The organism is uncultured Bradyrhizobium sp. (assembly GCF_947648125.1).
In the GTDB taxonomy this organism is placed as follows: domain Bacteria; phylum Pseudomonadota; class Alphaproteobacteria; order Rhizobiales; family Xanthobacteraceae; genus Bradyrhizobium.
Window position 1 is genome coordinate 50,485 of record NZ_CANSMR010000014.1, and the last position, 22,258, is coordinate 72,742.

A 22,258-nucleotide genomic window follows, 5' to 3' on the forward strand; every position below is an offset into this window, starting at 1 on the left:
GCATTCGACGGACCGCAACGCGCGCACGCGTTGGTGCGCAGATCCGCGCGGCTTTGCACGCATGCGTGCGTACCACGCCGTGCGATCGATCCCGACTAAATCCTTTGATCGATCTTTCGAGGCGCAACATCGATCTCATGGATCGGTCGATCCGTATCATCGGCCCGATCCTTTCTGGTCCACCGTGGCGAATAGGCCTTTCGCAGCACACCTGCCACAACAGCACCAACGCAGCGACATGCCGCTCTTTTCGTTCGCTGCGCGGTCGCAGATTGCCATGGAAGACGGATCGGCTGCACGATTTCGCAGCAGACAGGCCAGGATCGATTTCATGAATCCAGTTGCCGACATCACTGGTCTGGCCGCCTTGTGGCAGAGAACGTCGGGTGGCGACCCCGCGGTGAAGATCGCGATCATCGACGGTCCCGTCGACCTCACCCATCCTTCGCTCAGGCAGGCGCGCGTCGCCATGGGCGGCGAGTTCGTCGCGCCGTCTTCATCGATGATCCAGTCCGAGCACGGCACCCATGTCACGAGCGTGCTGATGGGCACGCCCGACAGCCCGGTGTTTGGCGTCGCGCCGAACTGCAGCGCCACCGTGTTCTCGATCTATCGCGAGAATGCCGCCGGGCAGATCGAGCCATCCTCGCAAAGCACGTTGGCGCTCGCGATCAACCAGGCGCTGGCGGTCGGCGCCGACATCATCAACATCAGCAGCGGCCAGCAATCCGCGACCGGACAGGCCGAGCGCATTCTGCTCGACGCGGTGCGCGCCTGCGAACGCGCCGGCAAGCTGATCGTCGCGGCAGCCGGCAACGACGGCTGCCGCTGCGTCCAGGTGCCCGGCAGCCTCGCTTCGGTGCTTGCGGTCGGCGCGTGCGATCTGGCCGGCAATCCGCTGCCGTTCAGCAATTTCGGCGATGCCTATCTCGAGAACGGCATCCTCGCGCCGGGCGACAACATCGCCGGCGCCTCGCCGGTCCGCAATGTCAGCCTGCGTTCCGGAACGAGTTACGCGGCCCCGATCGTCACCGGCGTCGTCGCGCTGCTGCTCTCATGCCTGCGCCAGAACGGACGCAAGGCCAATCCGCAAGCCGTCCGTGCCGCGCTGCTCGAAAGCGCGGTGCCCTGCGTCAACGACGGCAGCGCCTCGCGCTGTCTCGCCGGACGGCTCGACATTCCCGCGGCTGTCGCCGCCCTGCTTGGCGAGCAGGCGGACGCCGTCATGCCGTCGGGTGCCACGGCCGCGCCTCCCCGCTTCTGGCGAGTGTTCGCGCGCCCTTTCGTCCAACCGTCATCCGCCGCTCAGCCAACTGCAACCAGAGAGGGTTCCATGGGAGATCTATCAGCAATGCCTGCACCATCGGCTCCACGCATCTTCGGGCCGGACGGCTCGGTCCTGCGAAGCAGCGCCGGGATCATGCCAAGCGAGGCGCAGCCCGCCGCGTCGGCGGCACCTGCGGCCATGGCCGTCGCTGTTGATCACGGTGTCGCCGCCGCACCGATCGCGGCACCCGCGCCCTATCCGTATCACGCCCCCCATGCGGGCGGCGACATGGTCTGGATGCCGGCACCGGCACCGCAGATGGTCATGCCGCCGATGATGATGCCGCAGATGGCGATGCCGACGGCCGGCATGGTGCCGCAAACCTGGCTGCAGCCGCAGCAGCTGCCCGCGCTGATGCCGAGCAATGCGCTTGCCGTCGCAACGCCCCAGGCGCTGCCGATGTACGAGGCGCCCGCGGTTCGAACCAGCGGCGAGAAGAGCTGCGGCTGTGGCGGCGGCATGCGTCCACGGGGCGCGACGGCCGAGTCCACCGGTCAGCTCGCCTTCCCGATCGGCCGGCTGTTCTACGATTTCGGCAAGGAAGCCCGCCTCGATTACTTCGTGCAGGCGATCGCCAACTGGCGCGACAGCCTGATCGGCCGCGGCGATCCAGCCTTCGGGCCCGAGCGCGACCACTCCGGCGATACCTCGGCGCCGTACAATCCGGCGATCATGGCGCGCTATCTGCTGAACCAGGCCGAAGGCGAGACCGCGACGCCGGCCGGCGCCGGCAACAACTTCCCGGACGCCGACGCCATCACCTGGACGATGACGATCGATTCGATTCCGATCTATGCGATCAAGCCGCTCGACGTATTCGGTCTCGGGTTCTTCGCCGCGCTGATCCTGGCGCTGTGGCATCAGGAGGTTTCGCACGACGATCCCGCGACGACCCGCACCGTGGTGACGGCGACGGCGGCCGCCGCCGACGCCGATGCGCGACCGACGACGCCTCCGGCATTCCCGCCGCGCGGCGGCGTCGCGCGGGTCTCGATGGCCGGCTGGGTCGACAGCACCAACACGACCAAGCTGCTCAACGGCACCGTCGTGCCGACGCTGGTGACCGATTGGCGCGGCTTCTACCAATGGGATCTGTTCACGCTGTTCGGGCCTCTCCCCTGGCCGGACGGCGCGGAAGGCTTCCTCGAGCGGATCTACAACGAGTTCCGCAATGTCGGTCTCTCCCCGCAGGACCGCGCGCTGAACTATTCCGCGATGAATGCCTACAACACGCGGAAGATCTTCATTGACGCCGCCAAGAAGGGCTTGCGGCTCGACACCGTCGAAGTCGACCAAAGCGTCATCTGCCGGCCGGACTCGGAATGTCACGACGTGACCTACCGCTTCTTCAACCCGACGCAGGTCCTGACCCAGGCGCGCGAAGTCTATCAGTACACGATCGACGTGAGCGACGTGGTGCCGGTGGCGGTCGGACCGCTGCGGCAGTGGCAGGTCTATTGACGCGATTGCTCCTCTGCGTCCGGAGGAGATCAGAACGTGGCGCGAATTAGCGTCACGTGGTCCAGGGGATCGACGCGATGAGCGATCCCCTGGGCGACGTCCAGCGACGGCTGCCCCGGTCGGTGCTCACCTCCTGGTGTTGCCGTCAATTCAAACCGAAAGAAGGAGCTGAACATGTACGCAAGGAACGACTTTGAGACCTTCGGCAGCGTGCGTAGCCCGATCCAGTGTGAGGGCATCGAGCGCGGTCCGAAGCGGATTGCTGAAGTGGCGACCAATGGGTCGGTCAACCCGCAGGACTGGGGCGATATCCTCGGCGGCATCGCGAAGGTGGCCCTGCCCGCCCTCGGCGGCGTACTCGGGATCTGATCGCCAAACGTGGGGCCCGACGCTGTCGGGCCCCACCCCACCCTCGAGGAGGCCGACATGATGCAGAAATCCACCGCCAGGAGTCCACAGCAACAGCAGCAGAACGGTCGCCGGATCGAGCCCTCCGGCAAGATCGTCGTGGGGTCCGTCGTGAGCCACGCCTCGCTGCTCGCCGCGATCAGCGATCGCAACCCAATCATCGCCAAACGCACGACATCCGACGAAGAGAAATCCTGAGATCGTCGTCATCACCGAACCTATGGAGCCGATGCCATGGCAAGACCGCCCCGCAAATCCGGATCCGACAGCACAGCTTCTCCGCCGTCGGCGGAAACACCATCCGCAGCATCAAGCATTGCCGACGCGCGGCGCCCGCTGGAGGCAGCTATTGTCGCCCGTCCGAAGATCGCCACCACGCCCGCCCCACCGACAACGTCGGCCTACATGGCGCCGCCGCAGGGCCCCGGTGCTCCGCAGCAGATGCGCCATGACGGCTCGCCGCGTTCGGAGGAGCGGCTCAACACCGCGATGAAGATCCTGCTCGATCCCACGGCCCGCGCGTTGCCAAGCAAGGTCTATTCCGGGCAGGCGCGAAACTGGACCCGCAGACCGTAACCAGGTCTACGCACTGAGCGGCGCTTCGATCTGCCACCCATGCAACGGTCCGCCCGATCCGGCGGCGCGGCCGTTGCCGCCCGCCGGAGAGAGACATGAACCAGAACGGCAATCCCCCTCGCATCAATCCGCGCCGCGCCGCCTGCACGTTTGTGGGCCTCGGGACACTCCTGTTTCTCGCGGCCGGCACCATGCGATGGGCCGGCGGCTGGACGTTTCTGCTCGAGATCACGATCGGCGGGCTGATCACCGAGGCATGGCTCGCGAGGCACGATCCGGGTCTGCTGGCTGAGCGGCGCACGTTACGCGGCCAGGTCGGGTGGGATCGCGTCATCACATCGATCATGCCGCTCTTGTGGCTGATATGGCTGCCGCTGATGGCGCTCGACGCAATCCGCTATCAGACATCGCTCGTCCCTTCCTGGCTGCAATGCGCCGGCGCGGTGCTGATCGTGGCGTCGTTCTACATCGTCTACCGGACTTACCGGGAGAACAGCTATGCCGCGCTCGTCGTCAAGATGCAGCGCGAGCGCGGCCATGCTGCGGTGACCACGGGGCCATACGCCTATGTGCGCCACCCGATCTATGCCAGCGGCCTGTTGACCTATATCGGCACCCCGCTGCTGCTCGGATCCTGGTATGGCCTTGCCATCGTGCCGGTGATGGCGGCGCTGCTCGGCCTGAGGTCCATGATGGAGGAGCGGATGCTCGCCGCCGAACTCGACGGCTATGCCGAATATCTCGGGCGCGTGCGTTACCGCCTGGTTCCGATGGTCTGGTGAGCCCGTTCCGTATGGCGGAGTTTGCCGCGAACTGGCGGCTTGCCTGATCGGCGGCAATTCCAATAAAGAAGGCTGAACGCGCGTTTCCCTGTCTTCGGCCAAAACGGCCGGACGACCCGAGGCGAAGCCGCCGCTTTGCAACGGGCAGGGTATTGATGATCGAGACTTTGAAGATCGAGGCGGTGATCTGGGATTTCGGCGGCGTCTTGACCACCTCGCCGTTCGAGGCGTTTGCGCGCTACGAGACCGAGCGCGGCCTGCCGATCGACATCATCCGCCGCACCAACGCCGCCAACCATCTCGAGAACGCCTGGGCCAAGTTCGAGCGCGCCGAGATCGGGATCGACGCGTTCGACGAATTGTTCGCCACGGAATCGAAGGCGCTCGGCGCCGAGGTGCGCGGCAAGGACGTGCTGCCGCTGCTCTCCGGCGACCTGCGCCCCGAAATGGTCGAGGCGCTGAAGCGCATCAAGGCGAAATTCAAGACCGGCTGCATCACCAACAATCTGCCGTCGAACGCAATCGGCAGCCACAGCGGACGCACGCTCTATGTCGCGGAAGTGATGGCGCTGTTCGACCATGTCATCGAGTCCGCGAAGATCGGACTGCGCAAGCCCGATCCGCGCATCTACCAGATGATGGTGGAGACGCTGCAGGTGAACCCGAACAACTGCGTCTATCTCGACGATCTCGGCGTCAACCTGAAGCCGGCGCGCGAGATGGGCATGACCACGATCAAGGTTGCGAACGCCGCGCAGGCGATCTCCGAGCTCGAAGCCGCGACCGGCCTCACGCTGAGGTGAAGCAGCCTCGCGGCATATTCACTCCGCATTCAGGCGGCAGTCTCTAATTCTCAACCTCCCCTTGGGTCACGGCGCGACCATGAAATCGCATCGTGATCCCATTCCTGGTCTGAGCATGACGTTCCGGAAAAGCCGACATCGCTTCTCCGGATCATGCCCGCGGAGGCACATCCCATGAAGCATCTCATCGTCGCCCTGGTCTCGGCTGGTTCGCTGCTGGTCTCGGTCGCAGCGTTCGCGCAATCAACCGCAGCCCCCGCACCGGCAGCGCCGGCGGCGGCTCCAGCGCAAGCGAGCACGTCGGCGGCAGTGCCCGTCCCCGGTGCCAAGCGCGCGGCCTGCCAGAGCGCGGCGAAGGCGCTGAAGGGTCAGGAGCGGCATGACCAGATGCAGCTCTGCATGGCGCAAGCGCATCTCGACTGCCTGAAGCAGGCGATCGACCAGAAGATCGTCGGCCCGCAGCGCAAGGATTTCGTGAAGAGCTGCGCGGGCTGACTTCGACCGACGCAACTCCAAGGTTGGGTGCTCGCCACGATCGAAGTCTGTAGCCCGGATGAAGCCAACGGGTCGCGCGAACGCGCGCCCGATGACAGGCTCCGCGAAATCCGGGACGGACTATCCGCGGAAAGACCTTCCCGGATTGCGCTTCGCTTCATCCGGGCTACGCTCCTTCCGTATTGCGCTCGGCGGAATACCCCGGAACCATGCGCTAAGCCCAGCCTTTACCCCATGCCTTTGCGGGCCAAACGAGCCTTGTGCTTTGCCCGCAACGGGAGCAGAACAGGTCCGAGTTCAAGGCAAATTCGGAGCTGATCCTCGTGGCTGACACCAGGCCCACCGCCTCGATCGAGGCCGTGGAAAGCGGCCTCGCCGCGCAAGGCTATATTGCGAGCCGGCAGATCGCGACGGCGGTTTATCTGTCGCAGCAGATCGAGAAGCCGATCCTGGTCGAAGGCCCTGCCGGCGTCGGCAAGACCGAGCTTGCGAAGGCGATCGCCGCCTGGCGCGGCTTGAAGATGATCCGCCTGCAGTGCTACGAGGGCCTCGACGAGGCCAAGGCGCTGTACGAGTGGAAATACGCCAAGCAGCTGCTCTACACCCAGATCCTGAAGGACAAGCTCGGCGAGGTGCTCGGCGGCGCGCAGTCGCTGGCCGCGGCGCTCGACCAGCTCCACACCTTCGGCGACGTGTTCTTCTCCAAGGAATTCGTCGAGCCGCGGCCGCTGTTGCAGGCGCTGGAGCAGCCGGCCGGCTGCGTGCTGCTGATCGACGAGATCGACAAGTCGGATGCCGAATTCGAATCGCTGCTGCTGGAAATCCTCTCGGACTTCCAGGTCACGATCCCCGAGCTCGGCACCGTCTCCGCGGTGGCGCCACCGACCGTGATCCTGACCTCGAACAGCGAACGCGATCTCGGCGATGCCTTGAAGCGGCGCTGCCTGCATCTGCATATCGGCTTTCCGGAGCAGAGGCTGGAAGAGCGCATCGTCGAGAGCCGGGTGCCGGGCATCTCGCAGACGCTGCGCAAGCAGATGGTCGGCTTCATCCACGAGATCCGCTCGCTGGACCTGAAGAAGCTGCCTTCGGTCAGCGAGGCGATCGATTGGGCGCGCGTGCTGGTGCTGCTACAAGCCGGCGAGCTAGACCACGAGATCGTCAAGGACACGCTCAACGTGCTCCTGAAATACGAGGCCGACATCGAGGCCGCGACGCCGCAGATATCGTCCTTCATCGCCAAGGCGTCGCGCCAAGGCGTGTTCAGCTAGATCAAGATGCGCGAGAACCTGCATCGCTTCTTTCGTGCGGCGCGGGGAGCCGGGGTCCGGGTCTCGCCTGCCGAAAGCATCGATGCGATGCGGGCGGTCGCCCAGGTCGGTTTTGCCGACCGCGACATCCTGCGCGACACGTTCCTGCTGACGCTTGCCAAGACGCAGGACGAGAAGCGCTCGCTCGGCGAATGCTTTGACCTGTTCTTCAGCCAGCCCGAGCCGCAGCAGGAAAGCGCCGAGCGGGACAAGACCGAGGACAACGGCGAATCCAGCGCCAACCCGTCGGCCGAAGAGCACGGCGATACGGCGGGCGGCGCTGCCAACGAGAATGTCGGGCCGCTGGCGCAGATGCTGCTGTCGCAGGATCGCGCCGCGATATCGACGGCGATCGCCAACGCTTCCGGCGCCGCCTCGCTGCCGGACATCCGCTACTTCACCCAGCGCGGCATCTTCCAGACCCGCATCCTCGATGCGATGGGCATCCAGCGCCTGCGCGACGACATCGACGAACAGACCACACGCAATCCGGCGCTCGCCGAGCGGCTGCAGGAGGCGCTCAACGGCCTGCGCGGCACGGTTCGCGACACGGTCTCCCAAGCCTTGCTGCTCTACGGCCGCGAAGAGACCGAAAACCTGCGCAACGAGATCCTGCGCAATGCGCCGCTGGCGCGGATCGAGCCGCGTCAGGTCGAGCAGATGCGCACGCTGATTCGCCAGATCGCGCGCCGGCTGCGCGAGCGCTATTCCAAACCGCGCAAGCGCCAGCGTCGCGGCCATCTCGACGTCCGCCGCACGCTGCGGCGAAACGCGGCCTGGGGCGGCGTGCCGTTCCTCACCGCGTGGAAACGCAAGCATCGCGACCGGCCGAAGATCATAGCGCTCTGCGACGTTTCGGGTTCGGTCGCCCGAGTCTCGGACTTCTTCCTGCTCCTGATCCACAGCCTGCACGAGGTGGTCGACGACGTCCGCTCGTTCGCCTTCTCGGGCCACCTGATCGAGGTCAGCGACATCCTGGAATCCAATTCGCCGGAAGAGGCGATGAAGGAGATCATGTCGAAGGTCGGCTTCGGCTCGTCCGACTACGGCAATTCCTTCTCCGATTTCGAGGACAATTGGATGAGCGCGATCACGCCGCAGACCACGGTGATCGTGCTCGGCGACGCCCGCAGCAACAATCTCGATCCGCGCGCCGACATCCTGCGCCGCATCGGCGAGCGCTCGAAGCGGCTGGTGTGGCTCAATCCCGAAGGCCGCATGGTCTGGGGTTTTGGCGATTCCGAGATGCCGCGCTACGCGACCTTCTGCACCGTGGTGCGCCAATGCGCGACCGCCCAGCAGCTCGAGCGCGCCGTCTCCGACATCGTGGCGACGTATCAGTAGGCCGAGCAGTCTGGACTGCTATATCGCAAGCGACTCGCTGTGGAGCAACCACCCGACTAACGCAACCAGCGTCAGCGCGATCGACGCGGAGACACTGACGAGCTTGATCGTCGTGATCGCCTTCAGGATCGAGACGGAACGCGCCGCCGCATGCGGATCGCCGTGCAGCAACAGCCAGGCCAGCAGGCAATCCTCGATCAGGTCGCTCAGCAGATACACCGCCGGCACGACCAGGCCGAGCCACGCTGCAGTCGGATGGATCTGGTTGAGCCAATATGATGACGCCGCGCCCATCGCGCCCGCCAGCGCCAGCATGACGATGAGATCGAGCGGGAACAGGATCGGGAAGACATACTTCATCCGCAGATCGGATTGCACCAGCTCGCCGAGTTGATCGCCGGTGTAGCTCAGCGTCTTCTCTGGAAAGCGAGTCCGGAATCTGCCCACGAAAACGCGATCGGAGTAGCCGCCGACCCACCAGAACAGTCCGAACGCACTCACCACCAATCCCGCGAGAATGACCGTCACGAGAGCTTGGTGGCTCATGCCGATCCATTCCTGTCCATGGTGTGGAAGCTACGGAAAGCAGTAGGCAAGATGATCGCGCGCACCGGCGAAATCCCTGAAGGGCAGAAATATCGACGCAATACCGCAATGACTGGCGGCGAGATTTCCACCTTTTCCAAAGTGTTGCAATTGAATTCTGCGGATCGCTGGTTGGAGCGCGCACGCGCGCCCGATGCCGGCCGCAGACTCCGGAACGACAATCGGCGTTCATGCCGCGTACACAGAATCGTCTTCAATTGAAGATTGAATCTTCCCCGTGTTCTGCCGTACATTGAGATCGCGAATTTTCACGGCGGCCGCGGGGCAACGGATGCCGAAGGATATTGTGATTTGTTGCGACGGCACCGGCAACGAGATCGGCGCCAATATTTCCAACGTGCTGAAGCTGTTTCGTGTCTCCGACAAGGACGACCGGCAGCGCATCTACTATCATCCGGGTCTCGGCACGATCGGCCTGCAGAACAGCTGGGGCCGCTTCAAGCAGGAGGTGCGCGGCCTTTTCGGGCTGGCCTTCGGCGCCGGTCTCGACGAGGACACGCTTGGCGCCTACCAGTTTTTGTGCCGGCTGTGGGAACCCGGCGACCGGGTCTGGATGTTCGGTTTCAGCCGCGGCGCCTATACTGTGCGCACGCTGGCGGCCTTCGTCCATGCGATGGGCCTGTTGCCGGTCGACCAGCTCGACCTCGCCAGCTACGCCTTCGGCACCTACAAGAAAGCCAGCTCCGATGCCCAGAAGTTCGACGGGACGTTTGACCCTGCCCCGTTGAAGGAAGTCTGGCACTTCAGCCAGATCGCCGGCGGGCGCAACATCGACATCGAGTTCGTCGGAGTCTGGGACACCGTCGCCTCGATCATCGTGCCGCGGCAGGACAACTTCCTGTTCGACATCCAGACGCTGCTGTTCACCCGCACCAACTCCAGCGTCAAACGCTTCCGCCAGGCGATCTCGATCGACGAACGCAGGCGCATGTTCCGCCTCAACCGCTGGATCGAGCCGCAGAAGTTCCGCTCCGATCCGTTCGATCCGGCAACGGAGGTGGACCAGGACATTCGCCAGGTCTGGTTCGCCGGCGTGCACTCCGACGTCGGCGGCGGCTATTCCGAGGACCAGAGCGGGCCGTCAAAATTTCCGCTGATCTGGATGCTCGAGCAGGCCAGGGCCGCCGGGCTGCACATGGATCCGGCACTGATCGATCATCTCGCCTGGGGGATGCCGCTGCCGCCGCACAAGTTCGACTACGTGCCGCCGAGCGCGACCGCGCCGCTGCACAATTCGCTCACCGCCGCCTGGGAAATCCTGGAATGGATTCCGAAGAGCGACAAATGGAAGGAATGGCCGGAGCGGAAGTCCTTCCTCGGCTTCTACCTGCCGCGCGGCGAGCCGCGGCCTATACCGGAAGGCGCGACCATCCATAGCTCGGTGGTTGAGCGCATGGACAAGGATCCGACCTACCGGCCGATCAACCTGCCGAAGACCTACAAGGTCGAGCCAATGACGCCGCCTCCGGCGCCACCGGCCTGACAGCGCGAGGGCTCCTTACTTCGACGCGTTTTCTTCACGCGAGCCGGCATCCACTTCGCTCGAAAGCGCCCGTCGATCGCAGCCTTGATCCGCTAGCGGCTGAATTCAGCCGATCGTACGGCGTGTGCGATGACAAGCAGCCATTGCCTGAATTGAGTTTATCGCAGGACGGTGTATTAACTCGTTTCGTTCCGGAATCGTTCGACCCGGGAACTCGAATCGCCCCGCGCAAGGGATCATGACCGCCCAGCCCGCCCTCGATCATGCATCCGCTTCGCCCCGCGACGCACGATCCGTGCTCAGTTCCGTATTCGGCCTGTCGGGCTTCCGCGGCGCGCAGGAGAAGATCGTCCGCCACGTCACCGATGGCGGCAATTGCCTGGTGCTGATGCCGACCGGCGGCGGCAAGTCGCTGTGCTACCAGCTGCCATCGCTGCTGCGCGACGGCTGCGGCATCGTGGTGTCGCCCTTGATCGCGCTGATGCGCGACCAGGTCGCGGGCCTCACCGAGGCCGGCGTCAACGCCACGGTCTTGAACTCGACGCTGTCCTATCAGGAAGCGTCCGAGGTCGAGCGGCGGCTGCTCGCCGGCGATCTCGATCTGCTCTATGTCGCGCCGGAACGACTGCTGACGCCGCGCTGTCTCAATCTGCTCGGCCAGGCGCAGATCGCGCTGTTTGCGATCGACGAGGCGCATTGCGTCTCGCAATGGGGCCATGACTTCCGTCCCGAATATATTGGCCTGTCCGCGCTCGCCGAGCGCTTCCCCAAAGTACCGCGCATCGCGCTGACGGCGACCGCGGACGCGCTGACGCGAAAGGAGATCGCCGAGCGGCTGTCACTCGCCGACGCGCCGGAGTTCGTCGCAAGCTTCGACCGCCCCAACATCCGCTACGAGATCGTCGACAAGCAGAACGCCACCACGCAGCTGAAGAACTTCATCAAGGAGCGGCATGCCGGCGACGCCGGCGTGGTCTATTGCCTGTCGCGCGCCAAGGTCGAGGACGTCGCGGCGTCGCTGAGCGAGGCCGGCATTCCCGCGCTGCCCTATCACGCCGGGCTCGACGCAAGCGTGCGTGCCCGGCATCAGGACCGCTTCCTCAATGAGGACGGCATCGTGATCGTCGCGACGATCGCGTTCGGCATGGGAATCGACAAGCCGGACGTGCGCTTCGTCGCGCATCTCGATTTGCCGAAGAGCATCGAGGCCTACTACCAGGAGACCGGTCGCGCCGGCCGTGACGGCAAGCCGTCGGCCGCGTGGATGGCTTACGGCCTCTCCGACATCGTGCAGCAGCGCCGCATGATCGACGAATCGACCGGCTCCGATGCCTTCAAGCGCGTCTCGATCGGCAAGCTCGACGCGCTGGTTGCGCTCGCCGAAACCGTGCATTGCCGGCGCCAGCGCCTGCTCGGCTATTTCGGCGAGACCCGCACCGACGAAAGCTGCGGCAATTGCGACAACTGCCTGACGCCGCCGCGTGTCCGCGACGGCAAGGTGCTCGCACAGAAGCTGTTGTCCTGCGTCTATCGCACCGGGCAGCGCTTTGGCGCCATGCACCTGATCGACGTGCTGGTCGGGCGACTGACCGAACGCGTCAAGCAGTTCAATCACGACCAATTGTCGGTGTTTGGCATCGGCCGCGAGCTCAATGAGAAGCAATGGCGTGCGGTGCTGCGCCAGCTGGTGGCGATGGGCCATCTGCGCGCCGACAGCGACGCCTTCGGCGCGCTGAAGCTGACCGACAGCGCCCGCGGCGTCTTGAAAGGCGAGACCGCGGTGATGCTGCGCGAGCAGCCGGAAGGTGCGCGCAACCGCGCGGTGCGCAGCAAGTCGCGCCGCGGCGAGCTCGCGCCCGCGGCCGACAGCCCCGGCGGGATCGCCAGCCCCGCGCTGCATGCGGCGCTGCGCGCGTGGCGTTCGGAGGTCGCGCGGCAGCGCGGTGTGCCGGCCTATGTGGTACTGCACGATTCGACTATCGACGGCATCGCCGCGATGCGTCCGGACACCCTGGACGAACTGCGCAACATCGCCGGGATCGGCGACAAGAAGCTCGAGCATTACGGCGACGAGCTGATCCGGATCGTGAAGTCCAACGACGGCTGAACTACGCGCCGAGCCTTAAACCAGTCCAAGCGTACTGCATTGACTGCGGTCACACGCTCCGCCGGGGCCGTGCAGGTCCACACAATCCCCGGCTGCATCGCCCAACCTGCCCCGGGTACCGCAGCCCTCGGCGCCGCGGCATAGGAGCCATACCCGGCGCGGCAACGCATGTGCTTGCGGGCCGCGCCGCCCTCGCCCTAATCTTTCGGTCGTCGCGTCCAACGAGGCGCGGCCAAGGCTTAACGACAAGACTTAACGACAAGATATAGGGAAGAGACGGGCCATGGCTCAGGAGAGCACCGCGCGCAAAGCTGCGCGCCCTGCCGAAAGTGGAACGTTCGACGCCGTGGTGATCGGCGCCGGGTTCGCCGGCATGTACATGCTGCATCGGCTGCGCGGGCTCGGCTTCACGGCACGGGTCTATGAGGCCGGCGGCGGCGTCGGCGGCACCTGGTACTGGAATCGGTATCCGGGCGCGCGCTGCGACGTCGAGAGCCTGCAATACTCCTTCTCGTTCTCCGAGGAACTCGATCAGGACTGGAGCTGGTCGGAGAAATATTCTCCGCAGCCCGAAATTCTCGCTTACGCCAACCACGTCGCCGACCGCTTCGACCTGCGCAGCCAGATCGTGTTCGACACCCGTGTCACCGCAGCGACCTTCGATGAGCAGGCAGGGAACTGGCTGATCGAAACCAACCGCGGCGATAAGGTCACCGCCAAGTTCTGCATCATGGCGGTCGGCTGCCTGTCGGCGCCGAACCGGCCCGCTTTCCCCGGCATGGCGGATTTCCGCGGGCCGATCTATCACACCGGCGAATGGCCGCATGAAGGAGTCGACTTCACCGGCCTGCGCGTCGGCGTCATCGGCACCGGATCGTCCGCGATCCAGTCGATCCCGATCATCGCGCAGCAGGCGTCCGAGCTCACCGTGTTCCAGCGCACCGCGACTTGGTCGGTCCCGGCATGGAACGAGCAGCTGTCGGCGGAATATCTGAAGGAAGCCAAGGCGCATTATCCGGAGCTGCGCGCGAAAGCCCGCGCACGCCCGACCGGCTTCTACTTTCAGTTCAACGCCCAGCCCGCATTGCAGGCAAGCGAGCACGAACGCGAGCGGCTCTATGAGGAAGCCTGGCAACGCGGCGGCCTGCCCTTCCTCGGCGCGTTCGGCGACCTCTTGTTCGAGAAGGCCGCCAACGACACCATCGCCGACTTCGCGCGCGAGAAGATCCGCGGCATCGTCAAGGATCCCGCCACTGCCGAGCTGCTGTGCCCTCGAAACGTGTTCGGCTGCAAGCGGCTCTGCGTCGACACCAACTACTTCGAGACCTACAACCTGCCGCATGTGAAGCTGGTCGACGTGTCGAAGACGCCGATCGAGGGCTTCACCACCGACGGCATCGTGGTCGACGACACCGAATACAAATTCGATGCGATCGTCTCGGCCACCGGCTTTGCCGCCATGACCGGCTCGTTCGACAAGATCGCGATCACCGGCCGCGGCGGCCAGACGCTCGCGGAAAAATGGCGGGCCGGTCCGCGCGCCTATCTCGGCCTCGCCTCGGAGGGATTTCCGAACCTGTTCATGATCACCGGGCCCGGCAGCCCGTCGGTGCTCGCGAGCATGATCCAGGCGATCGAGCAGCATGTCGACTGGCTGGCAGATTGCATCAGCCACATGCGCGACATCGGCGCCGGCACGATCGAAGCGGTCCGCGACGATGAGGACGCCTGGGTCGCCCATGTCAACGACGTCTCCACGGTATCGCTGCGCTCGACCTGCAGCTCCTGGTATGTCGGCGCCAACATCCCGGGCCGTCCCCGCGTGTTCATGCCCTATATTGGCGGCTTCCCGATCTATGTGCAGAAATGCAATGAGGTGATGAATTCGGGCTATGACGGCTTCGTGCTGCAGGGTGCGCCCAAAGGCAACGCGCCGCCGCAGGTCCGCTTCACCGAGCGCTGGCAAGTGCCGCTCGACATCGAGGTGATCTCGCCGGCCGCAGTCGCCGCCAGGCGCGTCCCCATGGTCTGAGCTCCGGCGGTATCCCGCACCGGCATTGCGCATGATAGTGTCGTGCCGGGTTCGCGTTTCGCATCGCGGGCCGCACGGGGGACGATGGCCGACACGGCATTGCAGGGATTGGTCGAGCGGATCGGCGCAGATCACGTCGTGCGCCGGCTTGGGATCGAGGCCGCGCACGAGAAGCAGCTGTTCGGCCAGGGCACACTGCTGTTCAATGTCGAGAACTGGAAGCTGGCGCCGTGGGTCGTCGAGACCGCGCTGAAGGTCGCCGGCCTCCATGGCCGCGCGCGCCGCAACGCCGACCGGGTCGAGGTGCGGCGCAATCTGGTGACGTCGACGCGCCTGCCGGCGGCCTTCGACGGCTTCACCATCCTTCATCTCAGCGACCTCCACGCCGACATCAGCCAGGGCGCGATGCGGCATCTGGCTGACATCGTGCGCTACATCGCCTGCGACATCTGCGTCCTGACCGGCGATTATCGCGGCAAGACCTTTGGCTCGTTCGAAACCAGCCTCGCGCTGATGAAGGATCTCTGCGCGCGGATCAAGCTGCCGCTCTACGGCATCCTCGGCAATCACGACAGCATCCGCATGACGCCGGCGCTGGAGGCGATGGGCATCAGGATGCTGTTCAACGAGCAGGAGCCAATCGCGCGCGATGGCGCGACGATCCATCTCGCCGGCATCGACGATGCGCATTTCTATCGCACCGACGACATTGCAAAGGCTGCCGCGGCGATCCCGCGCGATGCGTTCTCGATCCTGCTCGCGCATACGCCGGAATCCTATCGCGAGGCGGCAGCGGCCGGCTTCGACCTGATGCTGAGCGGCCATACCCATGGCGGCCAGCTTTGCCTGCCCGGCGGCATCGCGATCAAGCTGGAGGCGCGGCTGCCGCGCAGGATGGGCAGGGGCGCCTGGCGCTTCCAGACGCTTGCCGGCTACACATCAACCGGCGCCGGCACCAGCCTGGCGCCGGTGCGGCTCAACTGCCCGGCCGAGATCACGGTGCATACGCTGCGGCGGCTCGGCGGCTGAGCTCTGATACCCCTGCCGTACGTGGCAGGCGCAGGCGCGCATTGCCAAAATATCGAAAACAACCCCATGCAAAGTAGCCGGCGAGTTGCCCGGACCTTCGCAGGGAAAACTTGTGGCCGTTAGCCACATGCGATCGCGAATAGAACTGCCTTCATACAGGGGGGCAGAGGATACGAGCACGACCTTCCTTCTGGACAACTTGTTCGCGCCCCAGAATGCAATGCAAGGCGCTTGAATGGTTATGCACGGAAGATTCCATTAACCATAGCGCGCCCGGATTAGTCTGCTGTATCTGGCTTCGGCTTATCCCACGGCCAAAGCTGAGGTTTCTCGGGCTCGGACGCGGGCGCCGATACAGGAGGAGATGGAAGGTAACCAACTGCCGCGCACGGCTTCCCGGTCAGCCAATAACCATGCGGCCGGAGCCGCACGAACCGATCCTGCATGCGCCAGAGCATCGTACTGAACACCATCTCGGGGTCTTTCCCCTGGATTCTCATCCCATCCCGCGTGACCGCCTTGAATAGCTCTTCGCGAGTCATCGGGCGGCCGTTTTGAAGTAGAACCTTTTCCGCCTTATCCCCAACCATGTGGCGCGGTGGGTTGAGCAGCCGAAGGCGTGGCGCTGGTGAGGGAGTTTTCTGAAGTTCGAGCGGTAGCCCTGGGGGGTACGATTGGAACACTGCGTAGTCTGCGATAAATGCATTAACCCTCTCTAATTCCTTACGTTTTTCTTCGATCTGTGCTTGTAATTGATTGATGGTGGCCGCGATCTCGTCTCGCCGCTTCTCAGCGTTCTGTAGCGCGGTATCAGCCACGGATGTTCCTCCTGTGTTCTGATACAGATGGTATAACGCGCAGACGGAGCATTCAAGGGCGTTGTATGCGGGGCTGAATCGTGATTAGCTGTACGCAGTCGATTCCTACTCCGGAAACGACTACGGCCACCCGCTCGGGTGGCCGTGTGTGGCTCTGACACCAACCAGCGTAGCTAGACGCCGGGAGAAGATCGAGGAAGTCGTGTCGTTCTACCTGTGCTTCGGCAGAGAAATGGAGAGGGCTGCCACCCGTCTCCAGCCGAGGCTCGGAATATGCCCGACTACCGGGGGCGGAGAAATCCGCCCCTTTTTCTGTATGTAAGGTTTTCTCGGGTGAAAGTCAAACTGAAATTAGCGATTCCTGCTGCGAATCCAATGCCTTAGCCTCAGAGTCAAAACCTAATTGTTTACAATTAGTTAAGAATCACGCCGCGCTGCATTCCTAGCGATTTCCGCTCGCTGTTCTGGGGATACTTTTCAGCTGTGGCCTTGCCGCCCTTGGCCTCCGCGACAAGCTAGAGCGACGGCAGCCGGGTTCTTCTCCGACGTCTCGGCATTGCCGCGCCGGGCGGACGCTATTGCGGCTCCCGAACCGAAGACTGCGCCGGCGGATTTGGATCGCTGAACCAATAGCGGGATGCGAAGGCATGCACGCCGACGCCGATCAGGAAAATGCCGGCATAGAGCTCGATCTCGCTGTTCATCGCCAGCAGGCGAGCGCGCGCCGTATGACCATGGCTCTGGCAAGCCCAAAACCAATGTCCCACCGCGACGATGCCGACGCCGAGCGCGGCGATGGCTCGGCCGGCCACGTTCATCATCCTCACGCGAAGGTCTCCCGACTCGCCCGGCCTGAGCAGGATATCGGGAGAAGCTGACGCCGACCTGACGCAGGACGGACGGGACCTGTAGGGACCTGTAGCCCGGATGCAGCAAAGCGAAATCCGGGCTACGAAGCGCCGCCTGCCTCAGCCGTTCCTGAACGCGTAGGCGTAGCCGTTGAGCGCCGGCGCGCCGCCGAGATGGGCGTAGAGCACCTTCGATCCGGCCGGGAAGAAACCCTTCTGCACCAGATCGATCATGCCCTGCATCGACTTCCCCTCGTAGACGGGGTCGGTGATCATGCCTTCCAGCCGCGCGCTGAGGCGGATCGCCGCCTTGGTCTCTTCCGACGGAACGCCATAGGCGGGATAGGCGTAGTCCTCGATCAGCACGACATCATCCTCGACGATGTCGCGGCCGAGCTCGACCAGATTTGCAGTGTTCTGCGCGATCGACAGCACCTGCGCCTTGGTCTGCGCGGGCGTGAACGAACCGTCGATGCCGATCACGTTGCGCGCGCGCCCGTCGGCCGCGAAGCCGACCAGCATGCCGGCGTGGGTCGAGCCGGTCACCGTGCAGACGATGATGTAGTCGAACTTGACGCCGAGCTGGCGCTCCTGCGCGCGCACCTCTTCGGCAAAGCCGACATAGCCGAGCCCACCATATTTGTGCACGGAGGCGCCCGCGGGAATGGCGTAAGGCTTGCCGCCCGCCGCCTTCACCTCCTCGATCGCCTGCTCCCAGCTCTTGCGAATGCCGATGTCAAAACCTTCGTCGACCAGGCGCACATCCGCGCCCATCACCCGCGAGAGCAGGATGTTGCCGACGCGGTCGTAGACTGCGTCCTCATGCGGCACCCAGCTTTCCTGCACCAGCCGGCACTTCATGCCGATCTTGGCCGCGACCGCTGCAACCATGCGGGTGTGGTTGGACTGCACGCCGCCGATCGAGACCAGCGTGTCGGCGTTGGAGGCGATCGCGTCGGGGATGATGTATTCGAGCTTGCGCAACTTGTTGCCGCCGAAGGCGAGCCCGGAATTGCAATCCTCGCGCTTGGCATAGAGCTCGACCTTGCCGCCGAGATGCTTTGACAGCCGATCGAGCTTCTCGATGGCGGTCGGCCCGAATGTGAGCGGATAGCGCGCGAACTTCTCCAGCATACTGGCATCCTCTTTGGTGGTCTGGAACGGCGGCCAGAACTATCACTCCAGCTGCGAAAGGTGCTCTCTAAGTCAGGCTACCTGATCGTCGAAGATTGCTGAATTTGTGCCATATGATATGTTTTCTCTCACATTACTGGCTAGCAGTGAGAGATTCTTCCATGTCCGCCCGGCTCGACCGCATCGACCTCAAGATGTTGAGATTGCTGCAAAAGAACGGCCGGCTGAGCAACGCCGAGCTGGCCGATCAGGTCGGCGTCAGCCCTGCCACCTGCCATCGCCGGACCCAGGCGCTGTTCGACGAGGGCTTTCTCAGCGGCGTCCGGGCCATGGTGGCGCCGCGCAAGGTCGGCATGGGCACGCTGGTGATGGTCGGCGTCGTGCTCGACCGCTCGACGCCGGAGAGCTTTGCGAGCTTCGAGCAGGCGGTGGCGAAACTCAAATGCGTGCTCGACTGCCACCTCGTCGCCGGCGACTTCGATTACTTCCTCAAGATCCGCGCCGGCGACATGGAGGATTTCAACCGCATCCATGGCGACCAGCTGATCGCGCTGCCCGGCGTGCGGCAGACCCGCACCTTCTTCGTGATGAAGGAGGTGGTGGACAATGCGGCGCTGGAGTTCTGAGCTGCGGCCCCGCCCGGCAACCTATTTCGAAGCTTTGGCGATCTTGTGCGCGAGATGGCCGGTCTGATGATCGCGACGGAGTTGGCTCAGCGAGGTCTCGTTCAGCGCAGCCAGGACATCGCTCAGCTTCTCGGTTTCGGGATAACCCGCCGCGAAACCGGGCCCGTAAACCTTGCGCAAGGTGCGCAGCAGCGTATTTCCGTGCTTGCCGCTGATTTCGCCGTCCTTGTTGGGATGCCGGTGGTCGAGACCTGCCTTGCTCATGTTGCTCTCCCTTGTACCCCTGGCTGGCAGCATCTGCCTGCGGAGATCAAATGGCAATTGAGGCCGCAAACGGCCGGGAACCGTTCCAACGCCCTTACGCATCCTTCGTCGAGGGCGACTATTCGGTGGCTATTTGCGGCGTATTCGGTCAATGTGACTAACGTGCTCCTGCGGACTCTGGAGAGGCCTGGCGCGGCCTATCGAAGCAGCAAGTCGCGTCCGTACGGGAAGCCACAGCTCCATTGCGTCACAGCACAGTCCTGCGTGAGAGCACCCCCAACTGCAGAGGTGGACAGATGTCATATGCCTACAAGCTGAATGAAGACGTTCGCCACCGGGCCCAGGGGCCGCAAGGTCGAGCCGAGGCCGATGAGCCGGCGGTCTACACCATCGTGCAACGCATGCCGATTGAAGCAGACGGGCGGCTTCGATACCGGATCAGGAGCAAGGCGGGCAATATCGAGCGCGTGGTGACGGAAGAACAGCTGTCGTATTCGCAATAGGCAATGCGCCGCCGCCGAAAATCGGCGCAGGCCACCTGCCGCGGCGCGGCCGTTGTAGCTCCGGCGGGCTGTCCGAGAGGAGTAGTCCTTTCATTCGACTTGATGGGCCGCACAAATCGGCGCAGTCTCTCCCGGACTCCCCACAGGGCTGCAGGGTCACGCGCGCGGCTGCGCGGGTAGATTCATCCGGGGATGACAGTCATGAACGTCACGGCGATGAGACTGGCCATACCGTTGCTGGCACTTGCGGCCGGCGGCACAGCCGCGCTCGTCTTCGGCATTCACCAAACCCAGCAGATCCTGGGCACGAACACGCGCTTGATGGCAGCGGCGCCATCCGCGCCCGCGCAAGACCAGGACAAGACTGCGCTGGCAAAGGCGCAGACCGAGACCGCGGCGCTGTCCAACGCGTTGGTAGGACCGTCGCCAACACCGGACAGCAACGCGGTGCCGGAATTCGACGTTGTGAACATCGAGCCGACCGGCGCGACCGTTGTCGCGGGCCGAGCGCTCCCTGGCGCGACAGTGGAATTGCTGCGCAATGGCGAGGTGCACGATCGCGCCGTGGCGGACAAGTCCGGCCAGTTCGTGATGGTGCCGCGCCCGCTTCCGCCGGGAAACTACGACCTCACCCTGCGCATCACGCGTGACGGCAAGCCTGTAACCTCCAAGCAGAGCGTGGCAGTGGCGCTCGACGCTGCGGCCAGCGAGCGGCCAATGGTGGCGCTGATGGCGCCGGACAAGCCGATCCGCGTGCTGTCGCAACCCGCGGCCACGACGCCGGCGGCCGGGAAGGTGGCTGTCGAGGCCGTCCAGACCGAACCGGGCGGCAAACTCCATGTGAGTGCTCAGGCAACTCCCGGTGCGACCGTCAGGCTCTATCTCAACGACAGCTTGATCACATCCGCGACTGCCGACGCGGCGGGGCACCTCTCGGTCACGATCAACAAGGGCGTAACGACCGGCGATTATCGGATCCGGCTCGACGAGGTCGACCCCGGCTCCGGCAAGGTCCGCGCGCGTGCCGAGGTGCCGTTCGACGTTCCGGACACGACGACGACCGCATCGATCGCGGCGTCTGTGGCGTCGTCCGCCCGCACGGATGTAACCGCGCCGCAGCTCGCGGCGGCAACCACCGCCGCAGTGAGCTCACCTTCCACCGTGATCGTGCCGAAGATCACCACGACGACCGTCGCCCGCGGCGACAGCCTGTGGCGGATCAGCCAGCGCGCATTGGGCGCCGGGCAGCGCTACGCAGTGATCTATCGGGCCAACATGCGGCAGATCCGCAACCCCAATTTGATCTATCCCGGCCAGGTGTTCGTCCTGCCGACTCGTTGAGGCCGGCATTCTGCCAGCAGTGTGGCAGGTCTGGCGCGAGGGCGCGCGCCACACTAGATGTGCTGCCATGCAGCACCCCGCCCTTGAGGATTTCGTCGCCGGCCACCAGCGCCTGTTTGTCCTGACCGGGGCCGGCTGCAGCACCAATTCCGGCATTCCCGATTATCGCGACAGCGACGGCAACTGGAAGCGGACGCGGCCGGTGACGATCCAGGCATTCCTGGGCGAAGCGGCGACGCGGCAGCGCTACTGGGCGCGCAGCATGGTCGGCTGGCGGCGGTTCGGCCGCGCGACGCCGAATGGTGCGCATCGCGCACTGGCCAAGCTCGAACAACAAGGCCGCTGCGAGCTGCTCTTGACCCAGAATGTCGACCGCCTTCACCAGGCGGCAGGCAGCCAGCGCGTGATCGACCTGCACGGCCGGCTCGATGTCGTCCGTTGCCTCGGCTGCGGCGCGACGATGCCGCGCGAGCAGTTTCAGGGCGAGCTGGCGCGGCTGAATCCGGCCTGGCTCACGCTCGATGCCGTTGACGCGCCCGACGGCGATGCCGACCTCGAGCAGGATTTTTCGTCGTTCGTGGTGCCGGCCTGCGAGGCCTGCGGCGGCGTGCTGAAACCCGACGTGGTGTTCTTCGGCGAGAACGTGCCGCGCGATACCGTCGCGTCGGCGCAGGCGCATCTTGAGCAGGCCGACGCTCTTCTGATCGTCGGCTCCTCGCTGATGGTCTATTCCGGCTTTCGCTTCGTCCGCATGGCGGAGCATCGCGGTTTGCCGATCGCCGCCGTCAATCTGGGCCGCACCCGCGCTGACGATCTGCTCACGCTCAAGATCGAGGATAGTTGCGAGACCGCGCTGGCGTTTTTGTTGTAGCGCGCCGCTCTCTCCACGTCATTGCGAGCGAAGCGAAGCAATCCATCGTGCCGCACACGTTGAAGCATGGATTGCTTCGTCGCTGTCGCT

23 protein-coding genes are annotated in these 22,258 nt (G+C 64.6%); 18 read left to right on the plus strand and 5 right to left on the minus strand.

Going from position 1 to position 22,258, the window contains the following annotated elements; genetic code table 11:
- Nucleotides 1–331: 331 nt before the first annotated feature.
- From Q0030_RS23415 to Q0030_RS23455, 9 genes are all read left to right on the plus strand, one after another.
- A complete protein-coding gene (locus Q0030_RS23415; protein ID WP_298372120.1) occupies nt 332–2,788 on the plus strand; it encodes a S8 family serine peptidase in 2,457 nt (818 codons plus the stop codon).
- Between the two features lie 174 nt (nt 2,789–2,962).
- Nucleotides 2,963–3,157 (plus strand): hypothetical protein, encoded by a 195-nt coding sequence (locus tag Q0030_RS23420; protein WP_050401861.1) that lies wholly within the window; start codon nt 2,963–2,965, stop codon nt 3,155–3,157.
- Nucleotides 3,158–3,214: 57 nt separating this feature from the next.
- Entirely contained in the window at nt 3,215–3,394 is a 180-nt protein-coding gene (locus Q0030_RS23425; RefSeq protein WP_298372124.1) for a hypothetical protein, read from the plus strand.
- Between the two features lie 36 nt (nt 3,395–3,430).
- Nucleotides 3,431–3,772 (plus strand): hypothetical protein, encoded by a 342-nt coding sequence (locus Q0030_RS23430; protein ID WP_298372125.1) that lies wholly within the window; start codon nt 3,431–3,433, stop codon nt 3,770–3,772.
- Between the two features lie 95 nt (nt 3,773–3,867).
- Nucleotides 3,868–4,554 (plus strand): isoprenylcysteine carboxylmethyltransferase family protein, encoded by a 687-nt coding sequence (locus Q0030_RS23435; protein ID WP_298372127.1) that lies wholly within the window; start codon nt 3,868–3,870, stop codon nt 4,552–4,554.
- 167 nt (nt 4,555–4,721) lie between these two features.
- Entirely contained in the window at nt 4,722–5,357 is a 636-nt protein-coding gene (locus Q0030_RS23440; RefSeq protein ID WP_298372453.1) for an HAD-IA family hydrolase, read from the plus strand.
- Between the two features lie 174 nt (nt 5,358–5,531).
- Nucleotides 5,532–5,852 (plus strand): hypothetical protein, encoded by a 321-nt coding sequence (locus Q0030_RS23445; RefSeq protein WP_298372129.1) that lies wholly within the window; start codon nt 5,532–5,534, stop codon nt 5,850–5,852.
- A gap of 323 nt (nt 5,853–6,175) precedes the next feature.
- On the plus strand, nt 6,176–7,123 hold the full coding sequence (locus tag Q0030_RS23450; protein WP_298372130.1) for a MoxR family ATPase: 948 nt from the start codon (nt 6,176–6,178) through the stop codon (nt 7,121–7,123).
- Between the two features lie 6 nt (nt 7,124–7,129).
- The gene (locus Q0030_RS23455; RefSeq protein WP_298372131.1) at nt 7,130–8,506 is read left to right on the plus strand and encodes a VWA domain-containing protein; all 1,377 of its coding nucleotides are present in this window, start codon (nt 7,130–7,132) and stop codon (nt 8,504–8,506) included.
- An 18-nt stretch (nt 8,507–8,524) separates the two neighbouring features.
- Here the strand turns inward: Q0030_RS23455 and Q0030_RS23460 are convergent, their stop codons facing one another.
- Nucleotides 8,525–9,052, minus strand: coding sequence for a hypothetical protein (locus Q0030_RS23460; protein ID WP_298372132.1), 528 nt, complete (start codon nt 9,050–9,052; stop codon nt 8,525–8,527).
- Here Q0030_RS23460 and Q0030_RS23465 point away from each other — a divergent pair.
- The 5 genes from Q0030_RS23465 to Q0030_RS23485 all read left to right on the plus strand — a co-directional run bounded on the left by Q0030_RS23465 (nt 9,044) and on the right by Q0030_RS23485 (nt 15,763).
- Nucleotides 9,044–9,313, plus strand: a complete 270-nt coding sequence (locus tag Q0030_RS23465; protein ID WP_298372133.1) for a hypothetical protein — start codon at nt 9,044–9,046, stop codon at nt 9,311–9,313. The two genes, Q0030_RS23460 and Q0030_RS23465, sit on opposite strands and share 9 nt — an antisense overlap.
- Before the next feature lie 70 nt (nt 9,314–9,383).
- On the plus strand, nt 9,384–10,595 hold the full coding sequence (locus Q0030_RS23470; protein ID WP_298372135.1) for a DUF2235 domain-containing protein: 1,212 nt from the start codon (nt 9,384–9,386) through the stop codon (nt 10,593–10,595).
- Between the two features lie 238 nt (nt 10,596–10,833).
- Nucleotides 10,834–12,702, plus strand: a complete 1,869-nt coding sequence (gene recQ, locus Q0030_RS23475) for a DNA helicase RecQ (RefSeq protein WP_298372137.1) — start codon at nt 10,834–10,836, stop codon at nt 12,700–12,702.
- Nucleotides 12,703–12,985: 283 nt separating this feature from the next.
- Entirely contained in the window at nt 12,986–14,734 is a 1,749-nt protein-coding gene (locus Q0030_RS23480; protein WP_298372138.1) for an NAD(P)/FAD-dependent oxidoreductase, read from the plus strand.
- Nucleotides 14,735–14,818: 84 nt separating this feature from the next.
- Nucleotides 14,819–15,763 (plus strand): metallophosphoesterase, encoded by a 945-nt coding sequence (locus Q0030_RS23485; protein ID WP_298372140.1) that lies wholly within the window; start codon nt 14,819–14,821, stop codon nt 15,761–15,763.
- Nucleotides 15,764–16,041: 278 nt separating this feature from the next.
- On the opposite strand, the gene Q0030_RS23490 is transcribed toward Q0030_RS23485, so the two are convergent.
- From Q0030_RS23490 to Q0030_RS23500, 3 genes are all read right to left on the minus strand, one after another.
- Entirely contained in the window at nt 16,042–16,581 is a 540-nt protein-coding gene (locus Q0030_RS23490) for a hypothetical protein (RefSeq protein WP_298372143.1), read from the minus strand.
- Nucleotides 16,582–17,156: 575 nt separating this feature from the next.
- A complete protein-coding gene (locus tag Q0030_RS23495) occupies nt 17,157–17,402 on the minus strand; it encodes a hypothetical protein (RefSeq protein WP_298372455.1) in 246 nt (81 codons plus the stop codon).
- 147 nt (nt 17,403–17,549) lie between these two features.
- Nucleotides 17,550–18,563 carry a 1-aminocyclopropane-1-carboxylate deaminase gene (locus Q0030_RS23500; protein WP_298372145.1) on the minus strand — a complete coding sequence of 338 codons (1,014 nt, stop codon included), beginning with the start codon at nt 18,561–18,563 and terminating at the stop codon, nt 17,550–17,552.
- Nucleotides 18,564–18,724: 161 nt separating this feature from the next.
- On the opposite strand from Q0030_RS23500, the gene Q0030_RS23505 reads away from it, so the two are divergent.
- Nucleotides 18,725–19,189, plus strand: coding sequence for an Lrp/AsnC family transcriptional regulator (locus tag Q0030_RS23505; protein WP_223974605.1), 465 nt, complete (start codon nt 18,725–18,727; stop codon nt 19,187–19,189).
- 21 nt (nt 19,190–19,210) lie between these two features.
- On the opposite strand, the gene Q0030_RS23510 is transcribed toward Q0030_RS23505, so the two are convergent.
- Nucleotides 19,211–19,453, minus strand: a complete 243-nt coding sequence (locus Q0030_RS23510) for a hypothetical protein (RefSeq protein ID WP_176534192.1) — start codon at nt 19,451–19,453, stop codon at nt 19,211–19,213.
- Nucleotides 19,454–19,749: 296 nt separating this feature from the next.
- On the opposite strand from Q0030_RS23510, the gene Q0030_RS23515 reads away from it, so the two are divergent.
- The 3 genes from Q0030_RS23515 (at nt 19,750) to Q0030_RS23525 (ending at nt 22,168) form a co-directional block, all read left to right on the plus strand.
- The gene (locus Q0030_RS23515) at nt 19,750–19,956 is read left to right on the plus strand and encodes a hypothetical protein (protein WP_097676551.1); all 207 of its coding nucleotides are present in this window, start codon (nt 19,750–19,752) and stop codon (nt 19,954–19,956) included.
- Nucleotides 19,957–20,157: 201 nt separating this feature from the next.
- Nucleotides 20,158–21,297, plus strand: a complete 1,140-nt coding sequence (locus Q0030_RS23520; RefSeq protein WP_298372151.1) for a LysM peptidoglycan-binding domain-containing protein — start codon at nt 20,158–20,160, stop codon at nt 21,295–21,297.
- A 19-nt stretch (nt 21,298–21,316) separates the two neighbouring features.
- Nucleotides 21,317–22,168 (plus strand): NAD-dependent protein deacetylase, encoded by an 852-nt coding sequence (locus Q0030_RS23525; RefSeq protein ID WP_298372154.1) that lies wholly within the window; start codon nt 21,317–21,319, stop codon nt 22,166–22,168.
- Nucleotides 22,169–22,258 lie beyond the last annotated feature (90 nt).

Bases quoted from the DNA above. Each gene is read 5' to 3' on its own strand.
- Q0030_RS23415 (WP_298372120.1), top strand. From the start codon at position 332: ATGAATCCAGTTGCCGACATCACTGGTCTGGCCGCCTTGTGGCAGAGA.
- Q0030_RS23420 (WP_050401861.1), top strand. From the start codon at position 2,963: ATGTACGCAAGGAACGACTTTGAGACCTTCGGCAGCGTGCGTAGCCCG.
- Q0030_RS23425 (WP_298372124.1), top strand. From the start codon at position 3,215: ATGATGCAGAAATCCACCGCCAGGAGTCCACAGCAACAGCAGCAGAAC.
- Q0030_RS23430 (WP_298372125.1), top strand. From the start codon at position 3,431: ATGGCAAGACCGCCCCGCAAATCCGGATCCGACAGCACAGCTTCTCCG.
- Q0030_RS23435 (WP_298372127.1), top strand. From the start codon at position 3,868: ATGAACCAGAACGGCAATCCCCCTCGCATCAATCCGCGCCGCGCCGCC.
- Q0030_RS23445 (WP_298372129.1), top strand. From the start codon at position 5,532: ATGAAGCATCTCATCGTCGCCCTGGTCTCGGCTGGTTCGCTGCTGGTC.
- Q0030_RS23455 (WP_298372131.1), top strand. From the start codon at position 7,130: ATGCGCGAGAACCTGCATCGCTTCTTTCGTGCGGCGCGGGGAGCCGGG.
- Q0030_RS23460 (WP_298372132.1), bottom strand. From the start codon at position 9,052: ATGAGCCACCAAGCTCTCGTGACGGTCATTCTCGCGGGATTGGTGGTG.
- Q0030_RS23470 (WP_298372135.1), top strand. From the start codon at position 9,384: ATGCCGAAGGATATTGTGATTTGTTGCGACGGCACCGGCAACGAGATC.
- recQ (WP_298372137.1), top strand. From the start codon at position 10,834: ATGACCGCCCAGCCCGCCCTCGATCATGCATCCGCTTCGCCCCGCGAC.
- Q0030_RS23480 (WP_298372138.1), top strand. From the start codon at position 12,986: ATGGCTCAGGAGAGCACCGCGCGCAAAGCTGCGCGCCCTGCCGAAAGT.
- Q0030_RS23485 (WP_298372140.1), top strand. From the start codon at position 14,819: ATGGCCGACACGGCATTGCAGGGATTGGTCGAGCGGATCGGCGCAGAT.
- Q0030_RS23495 (WP_298372455.1), bottom strand. From the start codon at position 17,402: ATGATGAACGTGGCCGGCCGAGCCATCGCCGCGCTCGGCGTCGGCATC.
- Q0030_RS23500 (WP_298372145.1), bottom strand. From the start codon at position 18,563: ATGCTGGAGAAGTTCGCGCGCTATCCGCTCACATTCGGGCCGACCGCC.
- Q0030_RS23505 (WP_223974605.1), top strand. From the start codon at position 18,725: ATGTCCGCCCGGCTCGACCGCATCGACCTCAAGATGTTGAGATTGCTG.
- Q0030_RS23510 (WP_176534192.1), bottom strand. From the start codon at position 19,453: ATGAGCAAGGCAGGTCTCGACCACCGGCATCCCAACAAGGACGGCGAA.
- Q0030_RS23515 (WP_097676551.1), top strand. From the start codon at position 19,750: ATGTCATATGCCTACAAGCTGAATGAAGACGTTCGCCACCGGGCCCAG.
- Q0030_RS23520 (WP_298372151.1), top strand. From the start codon at position 20,158: ATGAACGTCACGGCGATGAGACTGGCCATACCGTTGCTGGCACTTGCG.